The sequence below is a fragment of the Streptomyces sp. NPDC006393 genome (assembly GCF_040628575.1).
Classification (GTDB): Bacteria; Actinomycetota; Actinomycetes; order Streptomycetales; family Streptomycetaceae; genus Streptomyces.
The window spans coordinates 1-18,200 of sequence record NZ_JBEXZD010000143.1 but is presented as its reverse complement, the minus strand read 5'-3'; the positions used below and the strand labels follow the sequence as shown (position 1 = coordinate 18,200).

The 18,200-nt window shown below is 71.9% G+C and carries 18 protein-coding genes; 11 read left to right on the top strand and 7 right to left on the bottom strand.

The window, feature by feature from the left end:
- Window positions 1-427: 427 nt before the first annotated feature.
- A complete protein-coding gene (locus ABZ484_RS35235; protein ID WP_358870038.1) occupies window positions 428-2,731 on the top strand; it encodes a SpoIIE family protein phosphatase in 2,304 nt (767 codons plus the stop codon).
- A gap of 18 nt (window positions 2,732-2,749) precedes the next feature.
- Here the strand turns inward: ABZ484_RS35235 and ABZ484_RS35230 are convergent, their stop codons facing one another.
- Window positions 2,750-3,154 carry an STAS domain-containing protein gene (locus ABZ484_RS35230; protein ID WP_358870037.1) on the bottom strand — a complete coding sequence of 135 codons (405 nt, stop codon included), beginning with the start codon at window positions 3,152-3,154 and terminating at the stop codon, window positions 2,750-2,752.
- A gap of 79 nt (window positions 3,155-3,233) precedes the next feature.
- The gene (locus tag ABZ484_RS35225) at window positions 3,234-3,992 is read right to left on the bottom strand and encodes an IclR family transcriptional regulator C-terminal domain-containing protein (protein ID WP_358870036.1); all 759 of its coding nucleotides are present in this window, start codon (window positions 3,990-3,992) and stop codon (window positions 3,234-3,236) included.
- Window positions 3,993-4,113: 121 nt separating this feature from the next.
- On the opposite strand from ABZ484_RS35225, the gene ABZ484_RS35220 reads away from it, so the two are divergent.
- Both ABZ484_RS35220 and ABZ484_RS35215 read left to right on the top strand, forming a co-directional pair.
- On the top strand, window positions 4,114-4,323 hold the full coding sequence (locus ABZ484_RS35220) for an HTH domain-containing protein (protein ID WP_306185270.1): 210 nt from the start codon (window positions 4,114-4,116) through the stop codon (window positions 4,321-4,323).
- Window positions 4,323-4,886 (top strand): Clp protease N-terminal domain-containing protein, encoded by a 564-nt coding sequence (locus ABZ484_RS35215; RefSeq protein WP_358870035.1) that lies wholly within the window; start codon window positions 4,323-4,325, stop codon window positions 4,884-4,886. The genes ABZ484_RS35220 and ABZ484_RS35215 overlap by 1 nt, the downstream gene beginning before the upstream one ends.
- A 301-nt stretch (window positions 4,887-5,187) precedes the next feature.
- On the opposite strand, the gene ABZ484_RS35210 is transcribed toward ABZ484_RS35215, so the two are convergent.
- The 4 genes from ABZ484_RS35210 to ABZ484_RS35195 all read right to left on the bottom strand — a co-directional run bounded on the left by ABZ484_RS35210 (window position 5,188) and on the right by ABZ484_RS35195 (window position 8,369).
- Window positions 5,188-5,751: a hypothetical protein gene (locus tag ABZ484_RS35210; protein ID WP_358870034.1), complete on the bottom strand. Its 564-nt coding sequence runs from the start codon at window positions 5,749-5,751 to the stop codon at window positions 5,188-5,190.
- A gap of 253 nt (window positions 5,752-6,004) precedes the next feature.
- A complete protein-coding gene (locus ABZ484_RS35205; RefSeq protein WP_358870033.1) occupies window positions 6,005-6,943 on the bottom strand; it encodes a hypothetical protein in 939 nt (312 codons plus the stop codon).
- On the bottom strand, window positions 6,940-7,740 hold the full coding sequence (locus ABZ484_RS35200; protein WP_358870032.1) for a MerR family transcriptional regulator: 801 nt from the start codon (window positions 7,738-7,740) through the stop codon (window positions 6,940-6,942). Before ABZ484_RS35200 ends, ABZ484_RS35205 begins: the two co-directional genes overlap by 4 nt.
- Before the next feature lie 86 nt (window positions 7,741-7,826).
- Window positions 7,827-8,369: a MarR family transcriptional regulator gene (locus ABZ484_RS35195; protein ID WP_358870031.1), complete on the bottom strand. Its 543-nt coding sequence runs from the start codon at window positions 8,367-8,369 to the stop codon at window positions 7,827-7,829.
- A 58-nt stretch (window positions 8,370-8,427) separates the two neighbouring features.
- On the opposite strand from ABZ484_RS35195, the gene ABZ484_RS35190 reads away from it, so the two are divergent.
- The 3 genes from ABZ484_RS35190 (at window position 8,428) to ABZ484_RS35180 (ending at window position 11,450) form a co-directional block, all read left to right on the top strand.
- Entirely contained in the window at window positions 8,428-9,417 is a 990-nt protein-coding gene (locus tag ABZ484_RS35190; protein WP_358870040.1) for an EamA family transporter, read from the top strand.
- Between the two features lie 108 nt (window positions 9,418-9,525).
- On the top strand, window positions 9,526-10,521 hold the full coding sequence (locus ABZ484_RS35185; RefSeq protein ID WP_358870039.1) for a zinc-binding alcohol dehydrogenase family protein: 996 nt from the start codon (window positions 9,526-9,528) through the stop codon (window positions 10,519-10,521).
- A gap of 155 nt (window positions 10,522-10,676) precedes the next feature.
- A complete protein-coding gene (locus tag ABZ484_RS35180) occupies window positions 10,677-11,450 on the top strand; it encodes an RNA polymerase subunit sigma (protein ID WP_358870030.1) in 774 nt (257 codons plus the stop codon).
- 66 nt (window positions 11,451-11,516) lie between these two features.
- On the opposite strand, the gene ABZ484_RS35175 is transcribed toward ABZ484_RS35180, so the two are convergent.
- The gene (locus ABZ484_RS35175; RefSeq protein ID WP_358870029.1) at window positions 11,517-12,413 is read right to left on the bottom strand and encodes an RNA polymerase sigma-70 factor; all 897 of its coding nucleotides are present in this window, start codon (window positions 12,411-12,413) and stop codon (window positions 11,517-11,519) included.
- A gap of 209 nt (window positions 12,414-12,622) precedes the next feature.
- Between ABZ484_RS35175 and ABZ484_RS35170 the strand changes: the two genes are divergently transcribed.
- The 5 genes from ABZ484_RS35170 to ABZ484_RS35150 all read left to right on the top strand — a co-directional run bounded on the left by ABZ484_RS35170 (window position 12,623) and on the right by ABZ484_RS35150 (window position 18,097).
- Complete coding sequence (locus tag ABZ484_RS35170; protein WP_358870028.1) at window positions 12,623-15,139, top strand: SpoIIE family protein phosphatase; 2,517 nt, start codon at window positions 12,623-12,625, stop codon at window positions 15,137-15,139.
- Window positions 15,140-15,198: 59 nt separating this feature from the next.
- The gene (locus ABZ484_RS35165) at window positions 15,199-15,945 is read left to right on the top strand and encodes an NAD(P)H-binding protein (RefSeq protein ID WP_358870027.1); all 747 of its coding nucleotides are present in this window, start codon (window positions 15,199-15,201) and stop codon (window positions 15,943-15,945) included.
- A 30-nt stretch (window positions 15,946-15,975) separates the two neighbouring features.
- Window positions 15,976-16,458 (top strand): cupin domain-containing protein, encoded by a 483-nt coding sequence (locus ABZ484_RS35160; RefSeq protein WP_358870026.1) that lies wholly within the window; start codon window positions 15,976-15,978, stop codon window positions 16,456-16,458.
- Between the two features lie 97 nt (window positions 16,459-16,555).
- Window positions 16,556-17,011: a hypothetical protein gene (locus tag ABZ484_RS35155; protein ID WP_358870025.1), complete on the top strand. Its 456-nt coding sequence runs from the start codon at window positions 16,556-16,558 to the stop codon at window positions 17,009-17,011.
- Between the two features lie 102 nt (window positions 17,012-17,113).
- Window positions 17,114-18,097 carry a hypothetical protein gene (locus ABZ484_RS35150; RefSeq protein ID WP_358870024.1) on the top strand — a complete coding sequence of 328 codons (984 nt, stop codon included), beginning with the start codon at window positions 17,114-17,116 and terminating at the stop codon, window positions 18,095-18,097.
- The last annotated feature ends 103 nt before the right edge of the window (window positions 18,098-18,200 follow it).

The window sequence follows — 18,200 nt, the reverse complement described above, 5'->3', positions numbered from 1 at the left end:
GATGCCCCCAGAGGCTGTCATTTCGGGCGTATGGGGGGTGCTGGTGGGAGGGGGCCGTTCGGGGTACGCGGGAGGCCCGGAGGCGGCTCCTCCCGTAGCTGATGAAGTGTCAAAAGACACTCGTACTTAGCTGATTGACTGACTATTGGTCCGTCGAGGTGATCTTCTGACGGCTCCTCACCCTCCGGTGCATCCGGGGGCCGGGAACTCCCGGCGCGTCGCTGCTTGACACGCGGATTGCCGTGTGCCGCACGCCGTGGAATCGGTGGCGGCGGTGACGGTCGCCGGGCCGTCCCGGCCGCGCCGCCTGACGCGTCGTGCGGAGGTTCGGCCGGCACCGGTCAGGCGACTGTACGTGTGTTTCTGACCCGTGGTGGCGGGCCTGCCGTCCGGCACGGGGGAGGGATGGGGCAGGAGGTGCTGGCCCATGTCCGATCGTGACGTGCTCATGCTTGTCGACGAGAACGGGCACGTAGTCGAGTGGCACAGGCCGGCCGAGGAACTCTTCGGACGATCGCCGGAGGAGGTCCGCGACCGGCCCGTGGCCGCACTCCTGCGCGAGCTCGCCTCCGGCGACGACGGGCGTCACGGCCCGTCGGCGCCGTGGCCCGCACTGCGGATCAGACCGCTGCTGCGGGACACCTCGGTGGTGTGGGAGGTGCGGACCGCCGGCGACGTCGCCACGGAAATGGACCGGGCCGTCCTGAAGGCGGCGTTCACCCAGTTCCCGGTGGGACTGCATGTCCTCGACGACCAGCTGCGCGTCGTCCGCGTCAACACGGCCACCCGCGCCATGCGGCAGGCGCCCGTCGACCGCTTGATCGGACAACACTTCTTCGACGTGTACGGAGTCGAAGACCCGGATGCCGAAGAGGCGATCGCGCGCGAAGTCCTCGACACGGGCGTGCCGGTGATCAACCGGCTCGTCCGAGGCACCGTCACCTTGGGCGCGCGGCCCCTGGGCATCTTCTCCGTCACCACCATGCGCATGCACAACGACCGCGGGGACGTGCTGGGCCTGGTGGTGTCAGCGGTGGACGTCACCGAGCGGGAGCGGGCGCGACTGCGGCTGAACATCCTCGGTGCGGTCCGTGAGCGCGTGGGACGGCGACTGGACGTGATCGACGTCTGCGAGGAGTTCGTCGACGCGGTCGTCCCCGCGTTCTCGAAGATCGCCGTGGTGGAGGTGGTCGACGAGGTGATCCGCGGGGAGAACCCGCCGCTGGCACCCGTGGACCCGGAGGTGCCGCTGCGGCGCGTCGCGTTCCGGGGCCGGATGTCGGCGCATCCCGTCGGCGACATCCGGCACCTGCCGTTCGGGACCCCGTTCACGCGGGCGCTGTCCGATCTCGAGCCGCGCCTCGTACCCATCGAGGAGGACAGCCCGTGGCTCGCGGCGGACCCGGCTCGGGCCGAGGCCATTCGCGTCTCCGAGGCGCACTCGCTCCTGGTCGTTCCCCTGGCGCTGCGCGGCGAGGTGTTCGGCGTGGTCAGCTTCTACCGCCAGGAGCAGGAGGAGCCGTTCGACGAGGAGGACATCGCGCTGGCGCGCGACGCCTGCGCGCACACCACTCTGTGTATCGACAACGCTCGTCGCTACGCCCGCGAGCGCGCGATCGCGGCCACGGTTCAGCGACGGTCGCTGCCCCAGCAGCCCGCGGACCTGACCACGGTGGAGATCTCGCACCTTCATCTGAGCGGACCCGAAGGGGGCGGCGCCTGGTTCGACGCGATCCGCCTGTCGGGTGCGCGGACCGCCCTGATCGTCGGCGAGGTGGCCGGGTGGGGCATGGCCGCCGCCACCGCCATGGGCCAACTGCGCACGGCCGTCTACTCGCTGGCCGCGCTGGACCTGGGACCGGACGAACTGCTCGCCCGGCTCAGCGACACGGCGGTCCGCCTCGCTGCCGAGCGGGCGGCGCTGCCGGCCGGAGATCCCCTGCATCGGGTGCCGCTCACCGCCGGCTGTTCGATCGCCGTCTACGACCCCGTCGACCTCACCTGCACGGTTGCCCGGGCGGGGCTTCCGGAACCGGTCGTCGTCCATCCCGACGGCGCCTGCGACACCATGTCCGTCCCCGAGGGGCCGGTTCTCGCGGGACCCGGTGACGCTCCCTTCGCCACCACCACCGTGGCACTGGCCGAGGGAAGCACCCTGCTCATGGGCACGTCCGCGCTCGCGGACGAGGCCCTCGCCCCCGGCGGCCACCTGCGTGCCCTGCTGGAGCGGGGGGCCGGGCAGAGCGTCAGGGATGTGTGCGACGCCCTGGCCTACGCTCTGGGCGAGGAGGACCCCTGGGACGAGAGACTCATGCTGCTCGCCCGGACGAGGAGCCTTCCCGCCGACCGGGTCCTGACGCGCGAGCTGCCGGCCGGTCCCGAGGCCGCGCCGCTGGCTCGTGCCGCGACCCGGCGGCGGCTGGAGCACTGGGGGGTGGAGGGGGACATCGCATGCACGGCGGAGTTGGTGGTCAGCGAGCTGGTGGGAAACGCGGTCCGCTACGGGACTCCGCCGCTGTCCATGCGTCTGATCTTCGACCGCGTACTGACCTGCGAGGTCAGCGACGCGGCCACGAGCGCACCGCATGTGCGGCACGCCCGCACCGCCGACGAGACGGGGCGCGGCCTGTTCATCATCGCCAGCCTCGCCCCGAACTGGGGGACCCGCTACCGCGCGCAGGGCAAGACCGTATGGGCCGAGTTGCCGGCGGAGGCTCCGCGCGAGGAGTGACACCGACCGCCGGGCGGCTCAGGCGCGGCTGCGTGGCCAGCCGGCCAGGCCGCTGCCGTCGGGAGCCTCCCGCGTCGCCTCGCCGACCGAGTCGTGGAACGCGTACACGGAGTGCAGGCCGCCCGCCTTGAACACCTTGCGGACCCGGTGATCGGTGCAGGTGAGAAGCAGGGAGCCGGCGTGCGCCCGGATCCGCTTGGTGATCGCCACGATCATGCCCAGCCCCATGGAGTCCAGGAACGGCACCTGGCACAGATCCAGCACGAAGTGCCGGTGACCTTGGTCCACGAGGCGCGTGACGGCGTCGCGGATCACGGGGGAGGAGCAGAGGTCCACGTCACCGGTGACACTCACGACGGTCCAGCCGTTCGTACGGTAGTGATCAACCTGATTGTCGTTCCCCGGGGTGAGCTGTGTGTGCACGCTCCGCCTCTCTGCCGCACCTAATGTCCGTTTTATCTAGGAGACGGCTTCTGCGGGGTGCATCACAAGGGGATGAGTTTCAGATAGTGAGCGAGAGGCCTCTGGTCACCCGGTTCGCCGTGGCGAGGAGCCGGGCGGTGGCGTCCTCGAGCGCGGACGAGCGGTCCCTGCGGAGCGAGACACCGAGGGCGCCCGGCGTCTCGCCCCGGAACACGGGCACCGCGGCGCAGACGGTGCCCAGCGCGTACTCCTCCAGGTCGGTGACGGCCGGGGCGCCGGAGACGGTGTCGAGTCGCCGCAGCAGCTCCCTGCGATCCGTGATCGTTCTGGGTGTGAGGTCCGGCAGACGGTGCCGGGAGAGGTACTCCTGGCGACCCTCGTCGTCCAGCTCGCGGAGCACGCACTTGCCCAGCGCGGTGGCGTGACCGGCGTCCTCGAACCCGACCCACAGATCGGCGCGCGGCGCCCGGGGCGCGTCCACGATCTCCGCCACCCGGATCTCGCCGTCCTCGTAGAAGGTGAGGTAGGCGGCGGCGGACAGGTCGTCGCGCAGGGACGACAGCATGGGGCGGACCCGGCTGAGCAGTGCCTGTGTCCGGCTGGCGGTGTGCAGCGACCCGAGCATCTCGCCGAGCACGTAGGAGCCGTCCTCGAGCTTGTGCACGTATCCGTCGTGAGCCAGGGTCCGCAGCAGGTGATAGGTGGTGGCGAGGGCCAGCCCGGTCTCCCGCGCCAGCTGTTTGGCCGGTGCGCCGCCTTCATGAGCCCCTACTGCCTCCATCAACCGGAAGGCCCGCTGCACGGAAGCGATGAGGGTGGGGGCCTCTTGCGCGCCCATACCTCCACCGTGCGCGCGGTGGCCGGTCAGGGCAAGCCGCGCGGAGCGCAGGCGCCTCGAACGGGCACGATGATGTCAACCAAGGTTGACATGCGGGTGTCTGTCAACTTAGGTTGACGGTATGAGCGGAGCAACCGAACTCGCCGCCCGCGCGGGTGATCGCGATCCCCGGGTCGGTCTGCGGGCCGTCGCCGCGCTGCGCCGGCTGCTGGAGCAGCTGGAGGCGGTGCAGGTGCGCAACGCGCGCAATCAGGGCTGGTCGTGGCAGGAGATCGCCAACGAACTGGGTGTGAGCAGGCAGGCCGTGCACAAGAAGCATGGGAGGCATTGATGTTCGAACGGTTCACCAAGGAGGCTCGCCAGGTCGTCACGGGGGCGGTCGAGCAGGCCGAGGGGATGGGGGCGCGCCGCGTCGATCCCGAGCACCTGCTGCTCGGGCTGCTGGAACAGGAGGGGAGTCGCGCGTCCTTCGCGCTGGCCGCTCTCGGGCTCGGTGAGCGCAAGGACTCGGTGCGGCACGCGGTGCGGGAAGCGCACCGGCGGGCCGGCCTCTCGCGGGCCGAGTCCGATGCCCTCGCCGGACTGGGGATCGACGTGACCGACATCGTCGCCCGGGTGGAGGCGGCCCACGGGGTCGGAGCGATGGCAGCGGGCCGGACGGGCGAGGACCGGAAATCCGGGCACCGGCCCTTCGGCAAGGGCGCCAAGGACATCCTCGTGGGTGCCCTGCGCACCGCCGTCACGCACCGGGACCGCCGCATCGGAGGCGAGCACCTTCTGCTGGCCCTGACGCTGCGCCCCGGCATCGCCGCCGAGATCCTCGCCGACCACGGCGTCACCTACGAGTCGCTCACCCGTGTGCTGTACGGGACCGGCGAGGCGGCCGCGGGCTGATGCCGGCAGGAGCGTACGGCTGACGTCGCCAAGGGTGCACGGCCGACGTCGGCAAGGGCGTACGGCTGACGCCTGCGGGGGTGCACGGCTGACGCCGGCAGGCGAGGCGGCCGGTCCTTACAGGGGGACTGCTGATGCCGGCAGCGGTGGGACGTCGCGGCGGCGATGAGGCGGCGTCCGACGTCGAGAATCCCGGCCCGATGGCGCCGGGCCGGGATTCTCTGTCATGCGTCTGGCTGCGGTGCCCCGGTCAGATTACGGCGGGCCGGGGTTCCGCATGGCCGGCGTGGTGCTGCCGGGATCAGTAGTCGCCGCCGTCGTCGTCGTAGCCCTTGTCGCCGTGGTGACGGTCGACCACTCGGAAGCTGGCCGCGACGCCGTCCTTGACGAAGACGCCCTTGGTCCACTTGGGGAAGACCCCGTTGCTTTCGCTGTGGGGGCCGACGGTGGCGATGGGGGCGCCGTTGTCGCAGGTGACGCCGCGGAAGACCTCGAGGGTCTTCTTGCTGTCGTTGCGGATGTTGAGGCTCCTGGACCCCAGGCCGCTGACGACGGTGATGCAGCCGCTCGGGTGGGCGGAGTAGGACCGCTCGTTGATGTGGATCCACCCGTAGTCACGGTGGCGGTTGCCGCCGTGGTCCTCGTGGTCGTTGTTGTTGCCTTCGTTGCCCTTGCTGTTGTTGTTGTTTCCGGTGTCGCCGCCCATGGGCGCCTGGACGGGGGCCTGCTGGACGGCGGCGGCCGGAGCGGCCTGGGCGGCCGGGGCCGCCTGGGGCGCCGGGGCGGCCGTCGCGTACGTGATGCCGGTCGCGGCCAGGGCCGCGGCGGCCGCGACGCCTGCGGCGATCGCGTGAGAACGAGTCATGATCATGGTGCACTGCTTCCTGTCTCAGAGTCAGAGAGAGACCGACTTCGCAGCCGGTGTGTGATTGAACGTACTGACGCCCTCGGAAGCTGTCATTTCGGGCAGATCGCACCTACGGCCTCTGGTAGGCCGATCGGGGTATCCGAAGCGCTCGCAGACCCGGTTCCGGCGAACTGACGGAACATCAAATGGACGCAACTACTTAGCAGATTGACTGACTATTAGCCCTTGCAGGTGATCCTCTGACACCTGCTCACCCGTGCGGCAGCGAGAACCGACCCGGACGTTCGGCGCGTCGCTGCTTGACATCGGGCTCCGCGGATGCCTCGGCGCTGCGCGTGGTGTCGTCCTGATGCCGCGTGCGCCGGGAGAGCGCGGCCACAGCCGTTGCCGGATCGTCGGCGTAGAAGCGCAGCACCCGCGCCTCGGCCTCCTTGCCCAGCGGGCGTACGAACCGCACCGGCTCGGAGAGTTCCACCGTGACCGTGGTCTGCCCGCCCACCGACAGGTCCAGCGAGCCGTCGTCGCGCACCTTCGCCATGCCGCCGCCGTTGACGATGCGACGCTCGACGCGGGCGCCGGCGACGAGCTCCGCCGGGACCCTGATCTCCAGCAGCACGCCGTAGCGCAGGCGCAGCGAACCGTCCGCCGTCACGACGTGCGGGCGCACGACGCAGGAGATGTGCAGGGCGACGACGAAGTAGCAGCCCCAGACGTCGATCACCAGGAACACGGCGTGCACGGCCGGCCAGGGGATGAGCACCGCCAGTGCCACCGTCTCGACGACCGAGACGAAGAGGAAGCCGTAGATCATGGCGGACTGGTTCGCGGCGTAGCGCACCGCGAGGTCTTCGGGGCCCACGCCGTGCGGTGGCCGGCGGGTGAGCCAGCGGCAGCAGCTGGTGAACAGCTTGATCTCGTGGACGGTGAGGCGGCGGAGTGCGGCCGGGACCAGGTCCCGTCCGGCCTCCAGCGCCGCGGCCCGGCGAGCCGCGCCCTCGCGCCGATGGCGGCGGTAGTCCGCGGTCAGCACTCCGGCCACCGCCAGGGCCGGCGCGAGCATCGAGACCTCGACCGCGCGCATCAGGGTCGCGGGTATCCCTGCCCCGGACGCGAGGCACAGCATGAGCACCAGCCTGCCGGCGAGCAGGGTGAGCAGCCCCCAGCGGACGGTCCTGCGCAGCGCGTTCACCGTGCCCCCCGCTCCTGGAGCAGGGTCATCGCACGGCGCAGGACCTCCGCCTGCGCGGGCGGGAAGTCCGCGAAGAACGCCTCGGCGAAACCCCCGCCGTCCTTGTCCCCGGTGCGGGAGGCGTCCTCGGCCGCGGACCGGGCGACCTCCTGCGGCATGCTGTCCGCGACGGCCCGGGCCAGCTGCGGGATGCGCGGGTCGTCGGGTGCGGCGTCGGCGAGCTCGTCCAGACGCGCATAGATCTCGTACGCCCGCGCCATCGCCTCCTCGTCGGTGCTCAGCGCCCGCATCATCGCCAGGAGCCAGGTGCGGTGGCCGGCGCCGGCGGTCGAGTCCAGCAGCGCGAGCAGCTCGCGCTCCTTGGCCGCCATGGCGGGCTCGGGGCCGGGGCGTGAGGCGGAGGCACGGGCCATGTCGTCGAAGACGGCGGCGAGTTCGGGGGAGACGGGGCCCTCGGCGGGCAGGCCGCCGGTGTCCGCGCGCCGCAGCAGCTCGGCGAGACGGGCGCGGCGCTGTCCGATCGCCTCCTCCTGACGGGCCAGGTCGGCGTCGAGTTCGGCGAGGATCTCGCGCAGGTCCTTGCCCGCGTCGTCGGCGAGCGCGTCGCGGACCTCGTCGAGGCTCAGCCCGAGCTCGGTCAGCCTGCGGACGCGGGCCAGCTCCACGGCGTCGCGCAGTCCGTACTCGCGGTAGCCGTTGGGTTGCCGTTCGGGTTCGGGCAGCAGGCCTATGCGGTGGTAGTGCCGCACGGTGCGGGTGGTGACGCCGGCGATCGCGGCGAGCTCTCCGATACGCATGCCCCCAGTAGAAACGTTGTCGCTGCGACAAGGTCAAGCGAGGACGTGCCAGGTCAGGCGCGGGCGGGCCCCGTCCAGCGGGTGTGTCACTCCTGGCCGGGCCGGCCCGGATCCTCCATGCGGGAGAGCCAGGTGGTCAGCAGCCCTTCGAGTGCCTCGGCCTCGGCGGGTGTCAGCAGGTCCAGCAGTCGGCGCTCGTTGCGCATGTGGTCGGTGAACGCGCGGTCGATCAGCTCGCGTCCGGGTGCGGTGAGGGCGACGATCCGCCCCCGCTGGTCGTCGTCGGAGCGGCGCCGCGTGACGAGCCCGGCCCGCTCCAGGCGGTCGATCCTCTTCGTCATCGCGCCGGTGGTGACCATGGTGTGGGCGGCGAGCTCGCCCGGTGCCCGTTCGAAGGGTTCACCGGCGCGGCGCAGCGCGCACAGCACGTCGAACTCTCCCTCGCCGAGGCCGTAGCGGTCGTAGACGAGGCAGAGTTCGGCGGTGAGCCGGTCGGCCAGGCGGTGCAGCCGGCCGATCACTCCCTGGGGGGTGATGTCGATGTCGGGCCGTTCGCGGCGCCAGTCGGCCTGGATGCGGGCCACGCGGTCCTGCGGCCGAGGGTGCGAGTGCTCCTTGCGGTGCTCCATGCGGACCATACTAGCTTCCGGGGAAGCTATATTGCCTTCTATGGAAGCGAAAACGTGGATGCGCTGGGTGGGCCTGACCGCGGTGGCACCGGTGGCCTGGGGGACCAACTACTTCGTCACGCATGAGTTCCTGCCCGCGGACAGCCCGCTCTACGGGGCCGCGCTGCGGGCGCTGCCCGCCGGGCTGGTCCTGCTGGCCCTGTCCAGGCAGCGGCCGCGGGGTGTGTGGTGGTGGCGCTCCGCGGTGCTCGGACTGATCAACGTGAGCGTGTTCTTCGTGCTCGTGTACGCCGCCTCCCAACTGCTTCCGACGAGCGTGGCGTCGACCGTCATGGCCGTGTCGCCGCTGGCGATGATGCTCATCGCCTGGTTCCTGGTGTCCGAACGGCCCGGCATCAGGCACCTGGCGGGCGCCGCGCTCGGGCTCGGCGGGGTCTGTCTCATGCTGCTCACCGGGGCCCAGGGGGTGAGCGTGCCGGGAGTCCTCGCCTCGGCCGCGGCCATGCTGGTGTCGTCCTTCGGTCACATCCTGACCAAGAGGTGGAGCGCCGGTGCCGATGTGCTCGCCTCGACCGCATGGCAGCTCACCGCCGGAGGTCTGTTCCTGCTCCCGGTCGCCGCCGCCGTGGAGGGCCCTGTGCCCGCGCTCTCCACGTCGGCGCTGCTCGCGTTCGGCTACGTCTCCCTGGTCGCCACCGCACTGGCCTTCGCCGCCTGGTTCACCGGGCTGCGACACCTGCCCGCGGGCACGGTGGGCCTGATCGGACTGCTCAACCCCGTCACGGGCGTGCTGCTCGGCACCGTGGTCGCCCAAGAGGTGCTGACGGCCCGGCAACTGTCCGGACTGGGACTCGTCCTGGCCGGAGTCGTGCTGGGCCGGCCCGCACGGTCGCAACGGCGCGATGCCGGGCCGCGCGCCCCAGGCGCGGCACTGCCACCCGCCCCGGTCGCGGCTGCTCCGGTTTCGACTGCTCCGGTCCCGGCTGCTCCCGTTTCGGCCGAACAGTGCTCGTGCGGGCCTTCCGGTCAGTCACCCCCACGTGCCTGAGGGTGCCCGAGGACAAGTCCGCCGACGCCTCGACCTCCGGCGGCCGGAGCGGTCTGATGGAACCGGAGGGAGGTGCCTTCCATGGGTGCGACAACGCTTCCGGTGTCGATGCGGGCCTGGGTGGCCTCCGCCGTCCACCCCGGGACGATCGAGTCCGTCGTACTGCCCGTCCCGGTGCCCGAGGATCACGAACTGCTGGTGCGGGTGGCCGTGTGCGGGGTGTGCCGGACCGACCTCCATGTGCGGGACGGCGACCTGCCCGCACACCGTGAGCGGGTCGTGCCCGGGCACGAGACGGTGGGTGAGGTCGTCGCGGCGGGCCGGGCCACCACCGGGCCCGGGGTCGGCGCCCGGGTCGGGATTCCGTGGCTGCGCCGTACCTGCGGGGCGTGCGGGTACTGCCTTCGGGGCCAGGAGAACCTGTGCCCGTCCTCGCTCTACACGGGCTGGGACGCCGACGGGGGCTACGCGGAGTACACCACCGTTCCCGCCGCGTACGCTTACGAGCTGCCCGAGGGGTACACCGAGGAGGAGCTGGCCCCGCTGCTGTGCGCCGGGATCATCGGTTACCGCGCGCTGCGCCGCGCCGAACTGCCCCCGGGCGGCCGGCTCGGGGTCTACGGCTTCGGGGCCTCCGCCCACCTCACCGCGCAGGTAGCCCTCGCCCAGGGCGCGACCGTCCATGTGTTCACCCGGTCACCGGCCGCCCAAGAACTCGCCCTGTCCCTGGGGGCGGCCTCGGCGACCGACCCCTACGCACCGCCCCCACGGCCGCTGGACGCGGCGATCCTCTTCGCCCCGGCCGGCGACCTGGTCCCCGTCGCCCTCCAGGCCCTGGCCGGCGGCGGCACCCTCAGCATCGCCGGTATCCACCTGACCGACATCCCCGCGCTGGACTACCAGCGGCACCTCTTCCGCGAGCGGACCCTCCGCAGCGTCACCGCCAACACCCGCGAGGACGGGCGCGCGCTGTTCGCCGTCGCGTCGGAGCAGCGCCTGCGGGTCACGGTCACGGGTTACGGCTTCGACGAGGCGGACCGTGCGCTCGACGACCTGTCGGCGGGCCGCGTCAACGGGGTCGCGGTGCTCCGCGTACGACCGTGACCCCGTTGACGCGTTCACCGGCCTGGCGGCGAGGAGAGCGAGGATCCGGCCTGCCGGGTCGCGGGACGGGCGCCGTGGTGTCACAGAATCCGCTGCTCTCCGGTCTAGCTGACAACCAGCAGTGAACCAGGACGCTGGGGGAGGGAGGATGGCGTATGGAGCACGGTGACGCGGTGCCGATCGCCGAGCTGCTGGACGAGCGCCGGTGGCTGCTGGAAGTCGCCGGCCGCATGCTGGACCGCCCCGGCGAGGCGGAGAGCGTCGTGGAGGAGACCTATCGCCGGTGGTACGGGCTGTCGGAGGCCGCCCGTCGGCGGATCACCGCCCCCCGGTCCTGGCTCGCGAACACCGCGGGCGGAATCTGTCTGGGCCGGCACCCCCCGCCCGACCGGGCGGCCTGCGTCCTCGACGACGTCGTCGGGACGGTCCCCGACACGGTCGCCGGCATCGTGGGAGGCGCACCGCCGGAGCGTGCCGGACCCGCCGAACGCGCCCGCCGCCGGCTCCCGCCGCGGCACTCGGGTCCCGCGACCCCGGAAGAGCACGATGCCCTCGCCCGCTCCGTCCGCCAGGCCTGTGAGAGCGACGACGCGGGACTGCTCGTGTCGCTTCTCCGTCCGGACGCCACGGCGTTCTTCGACGGCGGCGGCAAGGTCCGGGCACTGATCAGACCGGTCCACGGCAGCCGGCACGTCGCCCACAGCCTGCTGACACTTCTGGGGCACCGTCCGCACACCACCCTGACCCCCCACCCCGTCAACGGCCGCACCGGCCTCGTGGCCCGCTACCACCACCAGGTGGCCGCCGTCGTCAGCCTCGGCATCACCGACCACCACATCGCACTGGTCTTCGTCGTCCTCAACCCCGACAAACTGCGCTCCTGGAATCGGCCCTCACCCCTGGCCGGCCCGCCGTCCACGCCACGGTGACGGCCCGGTGGTCCTGTTCCCGACAGGGCTGCGCAAGGGCCGGGAGACCGCGCCGGCGTACGGCCCTCAGCCGTCCGACGACGTCGCGTACGAAGCGAGTTTGGCCGGGTTGAGCACCCACAGCAGGCGTTCGATGCCCTGTGCCGACACCTCGATGGACAGCAGAGCCACCGCGGTGCCACGTTCCGAGACCAGGGCGGCCGGCCTGCCGTTGGCCTCGACCCAGCGAACGTCCCGCTCGGGCCAGAAACGCGGGGCGAAGGCGGCGACGTACTTGGAGACGTGCGGACGCCCGACGACCGGGATCCTGCTCGCCCCGCGCATCCCCCCGCCGTCGGCGTAACTCACCACGTCCTCCGTGAGCACACCCTCCAGCGCCGACAGATCGCCGGTCTGCGCGGCGGCGACGAACGCCTCCAGCAGGCGCCGGTGAGCGGCGGAGCTGACCGGTTCCCTGCGCTGCGACGACAGATGCTTCCGGGCGCGGCTCACCAGCTGGCGCGTATTGGCCTCGCTCGTCTCCAGGATCTCCGCGACCAGCTTGTACGGGTAGTCGAACGCCTCCCTGAGCACGTAGGCGGCGCGCTCCACGGGGTTCAGCCTCTCCAGGAGGAAGAGCACCGCCAGGTCGAGCGCCTCCGCGCGTTCCGCGCCGAGGTGCGGATCCCCGCTGGTGTCGACCGGCTCCGGAAGCCACGGCCCGATGTACGACTCGCGCCGCACCCTGGCGGACTGGGCGTGGTTGAGCGCGAGACGGGCGGTGACCGTCGTCAGGAACGCCGTCGGCTCGTGGATGTCGGCGCGGTCGGTGTTCTGCCAGCGCAGCCACGCCTCCTGCACGATGTCCTCGGCCTCCGTCGCGCTGCCGAGAATGCGATAGGCGATGCCGAACAGTTGGGGACGCGCCGCGATGAAATCCCGCGTGGCCCGGTCCAGGGACTCTGCCTCATCACCGGCGTACATAGACGTCCTCCAACTCCGGATCACCATGCTACAAGCCGCCTCAGGCGGTCGCGCGCGGGTGTCCCGCCTGTGGCGGCGGTGCCGTGAAGACACCTCTGTCACACATTGCGGGACCATCCGGTCAATTGGCTGGAAAGCGAAGTTCGCGGTCCGCACCTCGGTGCACCTGCCTGATGCCGCTCCGCCACCACCTACCCGAGGGCAGTTCGATGATCAGCACTGACGATGTCACGCTCAGCAATCACGGCGACACGCGTGAGCCGGCCGGGTCGGCGATCGCGATGTTCGACGAGCGGGGGACGGTGGTCGCCTGGACGCGGGCCGCCGAGCAACTCGTCGGGTACACCGCCGGGGACGTGGTGGGCCGGTCCGCCGCGCTCATCCTGCCGTCCCCGGAGGGGGCGCCGGCGATCTCGGCGTTCGTCGAGGAGTGCCGTGCCCGGCACGGCTGGTGGGGCACCACGGCGGTGCGCCACCGGGACGGCCGGACACTCGACCTCAGCCTGCGCATCTCGATGCTGTGGGGGCAGGACGGATCGGTGCGCTGGCTGGCGTCCGTGACCGACGTCGGCTCGCTGTCCGGGGAGGCGATGAACGGATCGGTGCGCGAGTCGCTGCTCACCCGCGCGCCCATCGGCATCGTCGTGCGCGACCGGGGGCTGCGCTGCACCTGGGTCAACGACACGACGGAGAGCCACGACGGCATTCGCCGTGAGCGGCGGCTCGGGCGCCGACTCACCGAAGTCTGGCCCGGTGCCAAGGCCGAAGCGCTCGAGGCCGTCATGGAGCAGGTGCTGCGGAGCGGGACCACCACGGTCCACGAGTTCCGCCGGTGGCTGCCGACGGGCCCGCGCCGGGAGCACACGTTCGCGGGTTCGTTCTTCTGCCTCCAAGGAGCCGACGGGCAGACGCTGGGGGTGTGCACCATCAGCGTCGACGTCACCGAGACCCGGCGTGCCCGCGAGCGCCTGGCCATCCTCAGCCAGGCCGGCGCACGCCTGGGCAGCAGCCTGGAAGCGATGCGGACCAGCCAGGAACTGGCCGATCTGGCCGTGCCCCTGCTCGCCGACTACGCCGCCGTCAACCTCGAACCGTCGATCCCGTTCGGGGAAGGGCCCCCGGCCCACTTCGGCCCGACGGGCGGGCGCCCGACCGCGTTCCGGCGGGCCGGTCTGGCCTCGATCCACCAAGGGATCCCGGAATCCCCGTGGGCACGCGGTGAGCCGGTGCCCGTGCCGCCCGCCTCACCCTTCACCGACGTCCTGCGCACCGGCAGTTCCCACCTCCAGCCGGTCCTGGACACCGCTGCGGGGACCTGGACCGACGAGGATCCGGCACTGGCGCGGACGATCCATGAGAACGGCATCCATTCCCTGATGGTCGTCCCCATCCGCGCGCAGCGGACCCTGCTGGGCATGGCGGTGTTCATCCGCACCGAGGACCCGGTGCCGTTCCAGGAGTTCGACCTGCTGCTCGCCGAAGAGCTCGTCAGCCGGGCCGCGCTGGCGCTGGACAACGCGCGCCAGTACGCGCGTGAGCAGACCGCGGCCCTCGCGCTCCAGCGCAACCTGCTCCCGCACCGTCTGAGGGGCGGCGCTGCCGTCGAGGCCGCCTCGCGTTACCTGCCCGCCGACGTCCACAGCGGCGTCGGGGGCGACTGGTTCGATGTGATCCCGCTGTCCGGTGCCCGGGTGGCCCTCGTCGTCGGCGATGTCGTCGGACACGGCATCAACGCCGCCGCGACGATGGGCAGGCTGCGTACGGCCGTGCACACGCTCGCCCATATGGAGCTGCCCCCCGACGAGTTGCTGGCCCATCTCGACGACACGGTCCAGCGCCTGGCCGAGGAGGACGCCGACGCCTCGGACCAGCCCAACGCCGTCGTGGGAGCCACCTGTCTGTACGCCGTCTACGACCCGGTCACCCGCCGGTGCACGATGGCGGGTGCCGGGCACCCCCCGCCAGCGATCATCGATCCGCGGGGCCACGTCACCTTCCCCGACCTGCCCACCGGAAGCCCGCTCGGGATCGGGCTGGGCGTGCCGTTCGAGGCCGTGGAACTGGAACTGCCCGAGGGCAGCCTCCTCGCGCTGTACACCGACGGGCTGGTCGAGTCCCGCGACCACGACATCGACGTGGGGATGCGCCGCCTGGCCGCCGCCCTGGCACAGCCGGACCGCCCGCTGGAAGAACTCTGCGCCCGCGCGACGGAGAACCGCCCGGGTCAGGCGCCGTCCGACGACGTCACCCTGCTCCTGGTGCGGACCCGCTCACTGCGGTCCACGCAGGTCGCCTCCTGGACGCTGCCCGACGACCAGAGGGCCGTCCGCACCGCCCGGCACAGGGCAGCCGACCAGCTGGCCGCATGGGGTCTGGAAGGACTCGTCGACTCCACCCAGCTGATCGTCAGTGAACTGGTCACCAACGCCGTGCGCCACAGCACCGGTCCGATCGTGCTCCGTCTGATCCGGCATCAGGTACTGACCTGCGAAGTGTTCGACGCCGACGTCGGCTCCCCACGGGTGCGTCGCGCCCGTGCCGTCGACGAGAACGGCCGCGGCCTCTTCCTGGTCGCCCAGCTGTCCCGCCGATGGGGCGCCCGCTGGGTGTCGGGCGGCAAGGTCGTCTGGGCCGAGGAGGACCCGACCGGCACACCGTCGCACGCGAGCACACCGTCGCACGCCGGCACACCGTCACGCCCGGGCGCGGCGTGCGCCGTGCACTGAGCCGTCGCAGTCTGGACCCATGACCGCATGACGAGTGGTCCGCGATGGGAGGCTCCCGTATGAAGTTCGCAGTGATCGGCGGTACCGGATTGATCGGGTCGCAGGTCGTGAAGAAGCTGAACGCGGCAGGACACGAGGCCGTACCGCACTCCATGTCCACCGGCGTCGACGTGATCACCGGCCAGGGCTTGGAGGAGGCGGTGGCCGGAGCCGACGTCGTCGTCAACCTGACGAACTCGCCGACCTTCGACGACGCCTCACCCGCCTTCTTCCGGACCTCCATGGACAACCTCCTGGCGGCCTGCCGGAAGAGCGGGACGCGTCACGTCGTCGTCCTCTCGATCGTCGGCACCGACCAGGTGCCCGGCCTCGTCTACTACCAGGCCAAGGCCCTCCAGGAGGACATCCTCAAGGCCGGGCGGATCCCGTACTCCATCGTCCGCGCCACCCAGTTCATGGAGTTCATGGACGCGGTCCTGTCCTGGACCACCGACGGCGACATCGTCCGTCTGCCCGCCACGCCGATCCAGCCGATCGCCGCCCAGGACGTCTCCGACACCGTCACCGACGTCGCACTCGGCGCCCCGCTGAACGGCACCCTCGAGGTCGCCGGGCCCGACGTCTTCACCCTCGACGAACTCGGCCGGATCACCCTCGAGGCCCACCCGGACGGCCGCACGGTCGTCACCGACGGTACCGCCGGCATGTTCGCCGCCGTTCCCGGCGACGTCCTCACCCCCAAAGGCGACGCCCGCATCGCCCCCACCCACTACGCCGACTGGCTGGATCGGCGAGACACCCCCTAAGTCATCGGGCCCACTCACGGAGGCATCATCATGGCGAACAAGGAACCGGCGGCAGGCGGCGCGGACGGCGTGGAGAGCACGGGCGGCGCGGGCGGCACTGAGAACCGGCCGCGTTCGGACGCGTGGAAGACGGCTCTCACCACGTTGCAGTCGGTGAAGCCGCCGTTCGTTCCGGAGGGGGCCGAGGCGATGACCGTCCTCGTCCAGTTCCCTCCCGGCGACCCCGGCACCCCGCCGCACCGGCACTCAGGGCCCGCCTTCGGCTACATGCTGGAGGGGGAGATGCTCTTCGAGCTGGAGGGCGAGCCCGAGCGGGTGATCAAGGCGGGGGAGACCTTCTGGGAGCCGGGCGGCGACGTCATCCACTACCAGGACGGGAACAACCGGACGGACTCCTGGAGCCGCTTCCTCGTCACCATGATGTGCGCGCCGGGCCAGCCCATGCTCACCCTCGTCGACGACGAGGAACTCGCCCGGCGCCAACACCTGCGAGCTCCCCGTCCCGGCGCCTGACCCGCCACCGCGGGTCCCCGCCGACCGAGGGGTTGATACCCTGCCGGGGTATGGCCGGTCGGCGGGGGCCGAACGGGACGGGACAAGGAGCAGAGCCGTGCACAGCGTGCGGGGACGAGCAGCCGGGCGGGGCTTCGCGCGGCTGCTCGCGGTCTGCGCGGTGCTGTTCGGCCTGTTCCTCATGCACGGCGCCCCGACCACCGCCGCCGTGGGCTGTCACGGCGGCGCCATGGCCGGCGACTCCGCCTCTTTCATGGCGAGCGGCCAGGAAGCCGCCCCCATGCCCACGGCCCAGGCGCCGGGCACGCACGGCCCGGGTGCCGCCGTACGCGTCGCCGGCACATCCGGGACGCCCGGAGTTCTGTGTGTCTCGACCCCGGCCCAGGAGCGGGTGCCCTTGCCCGCGCCCGGCCTGCTCGCCGTGGCGGGTGCCGGGGCGCTCGCCCTGTGGACGGCGGCGGGACTGCGGGCGGCCGTCGGCGGGACGGGCCGGCGCGGGCCGCCGGCCGGCGGACGAGATCTCCTGCTCCAGGTGTGCGTCGCGCGGACGTGACAGGTGCGCGCCGGAACCGGCCCAGGGCCGGAACCGGCACCGTGTCCTGCTCGTTTCCGCGCGCCACCGGTGTGGTGCGCCCACCCGGAAAGACCCACGTCGATGTCCCGTTCCTTGTTCCGTTCACCGTCGTTCCGTTCGTCCCGTTCTTCGTCCCACTCGTCGCGTTCCGCCACGCGGCGTGGCTTCGCCGCGGCCGGTGCCGCGACCGCCCTGGCGCTGGCACTGGCCGCCTGCGGCTCCTCGGGCGGCTCCTCCGGGGACTCCTCGTCCATGCCCGGCACGGACCACGGAGCGCAGCCGTCCGCGTCCGCCTCGCCGAGCGCATCGCAGGCCATGGGTGACATGCCCGGCATGGATCACACGTCCACCGGCAGCGGACTGTCCGACACCCAGGACGGCTACCGCCTCTCCGCCAAGGACACGACCCTGCCCTCGGGCCGGCGGACCGCCTACGGGTTCACGGTCACCGGTCCGGACGGCAGGCCGGTCACCGACTTCGCCGTCGACCAGACCAAGCGGATGCACTTCTACGCCATCCGCTCCGACCTGACCGGCTTCCAGCACATCCACCCCACCATGGCCGCAGACGGCACCTGGAGCGCCGGCCTGGCCTCCCTCGCGCCCGGCTCATGGCGGATGTTCGCCTCCTTCACCCCGGCCGCCGGCCCCGGCAAGGGCGAGGACTTCGTGCTCTCGCGCACCCTCACCGTGCCCGGCGGTGCCACGCGGACACCACTGCCCGCCCCCGCCGGGAGCACGCGGGTCGACGGCTACACCGTCACCGTCAAGGGCGAGCCCATGGCGGGGATGGCACACCCGCTGACCGTCTCCGTCGCCAAGGACGGCAAGCCGGTCACCGACCTTCAGCCCTACCTGGGCACCTACGCCCACCTGACCGGCTTCCACGAAGGCGACGCCGCGTTCGCCCACCTCCACCCGACCACCGAGGTGACCGGCGACCACGGCGGTCCGGACCTGAACTTCCACGCCGAACTGCCCGCCTCCGGCAACTGGCGGCTGTTCCTGCAGTTCCGGACCGGCGGCACGCTCCACACCGCCGCCCTGACCCTGCACGTGGGCTGACCTGCGGCGGGGGGGGGCGCCGCCGCCGCCGCGGGGGCGGCGCGCCCCCCCCCCCCCACCCGGCCGTGACGCGACACAGTCCTCCGCAAAATAAAAAAAGATA

Coding starts and splice junctions, on each gene's coding strand:
- ABZ484_RS35195 (WP_358870031.1), bottom strand. CDS start 8,369: ATGGAGCACCGCAAGGAGCACTCGCACCCTCGGCCGCAGGACCGCGTG.
- ABZ484_RS35220 (WP_306185270.1), top strand. CDS start 4,114: ATGAGCGGAGCAACCGAACTCGCCGCCCGCGCGGGTGATCGCGATCCC.
- ABZ484_RS35235 (WP_358870038.1), top strand. CDS start 428: ATGTCCGATCGTGACGTGCTCATGCTTGTCGACGAGAACGGGCACGTA.
- ABZ484_RS35170 (WP_358870028.1), top strand. CDS start 12,623: ATGATCAGCACTGACGATGTCACGCTCAGCAATCACGGCGACACGCGT.
- ABZ484_RS35215 (WP_358870035.1), top strand. CDS start 4,323: ATGTTCGAACGGTTCACCAAGGAGGCTCGCCAGGTCGTCACGGGGGCG.
- ABZ484_RS35180 (WP_358870030.1), top strand. CDS start 10,677: ATGGAGCACGGTGACGCGGTGCCGATCGCCGAGCTGCTGGACGAGCGC.
- ABZ484_RS35175 (WP_358870029.1), bottom strand. CDS start 12,413: ATGTACGCCGGTGATGAGGCAGAGTCCCTGGACCGGGCCACGCGGGAT.
- ABZ484_RS35165 (WP_358870027.1), top strand. CDS start 15,199: ATGAAGTTCGCAGTGATCGGCGGTACCGGATTGATCGGGTCGCAGGTC.
- ABZ484_RS35150 (WP_358870024.1), top strand. CDS start 17,114: ATGTCCCGTTCCTTGTTCCGTTCACCGTCGTTCCGTTCGTCCCGTTCT.
- ABZ484_RS35160 (WP_358870026.1), top strand. CDS start 15,976: ATGGCGAACAAGGAACCGGCGGCAGGCGGCGCGGACGGCGTGGAGAGC.
- ABZ484_RS35225 (WP_358870036.1), bottom strand. CDS start 3,992: ATGGGCGCGCAAGAGGCCCCCACCCTCATCGCTTCCGTGCAGCGGGCC.
- ABZ484_RS35210 (WP_358870034.1), bottom strand. CDS start 5,751: ATGACTCGTTCTCACGCGATCGCCGCAGGCGTCGCGGCCGCCGCGGCC.
- ABZ484_RS35190 (WP_358870040.1), top strand. CDS start 8,428: ATGCGCTGGGTGGGCCTGACCGCGGTGGCACCGGTGGCCTGGGGGACC.
- ABZ484_RS35185 (WP_358870039.1), top strand. CDS start 9,526: ATGCGGGCCTGGGTGGCCTCCGCCGTCCACCCCGGGACGATCGAGTCC.
- ABZ484_RS35200 (WP_358870032.1), bottom strand. CDS start 7,740: ATGCGTATCGGAGAGCTCGCCGCGATCGCCGGCGTCACCACCCGCACC.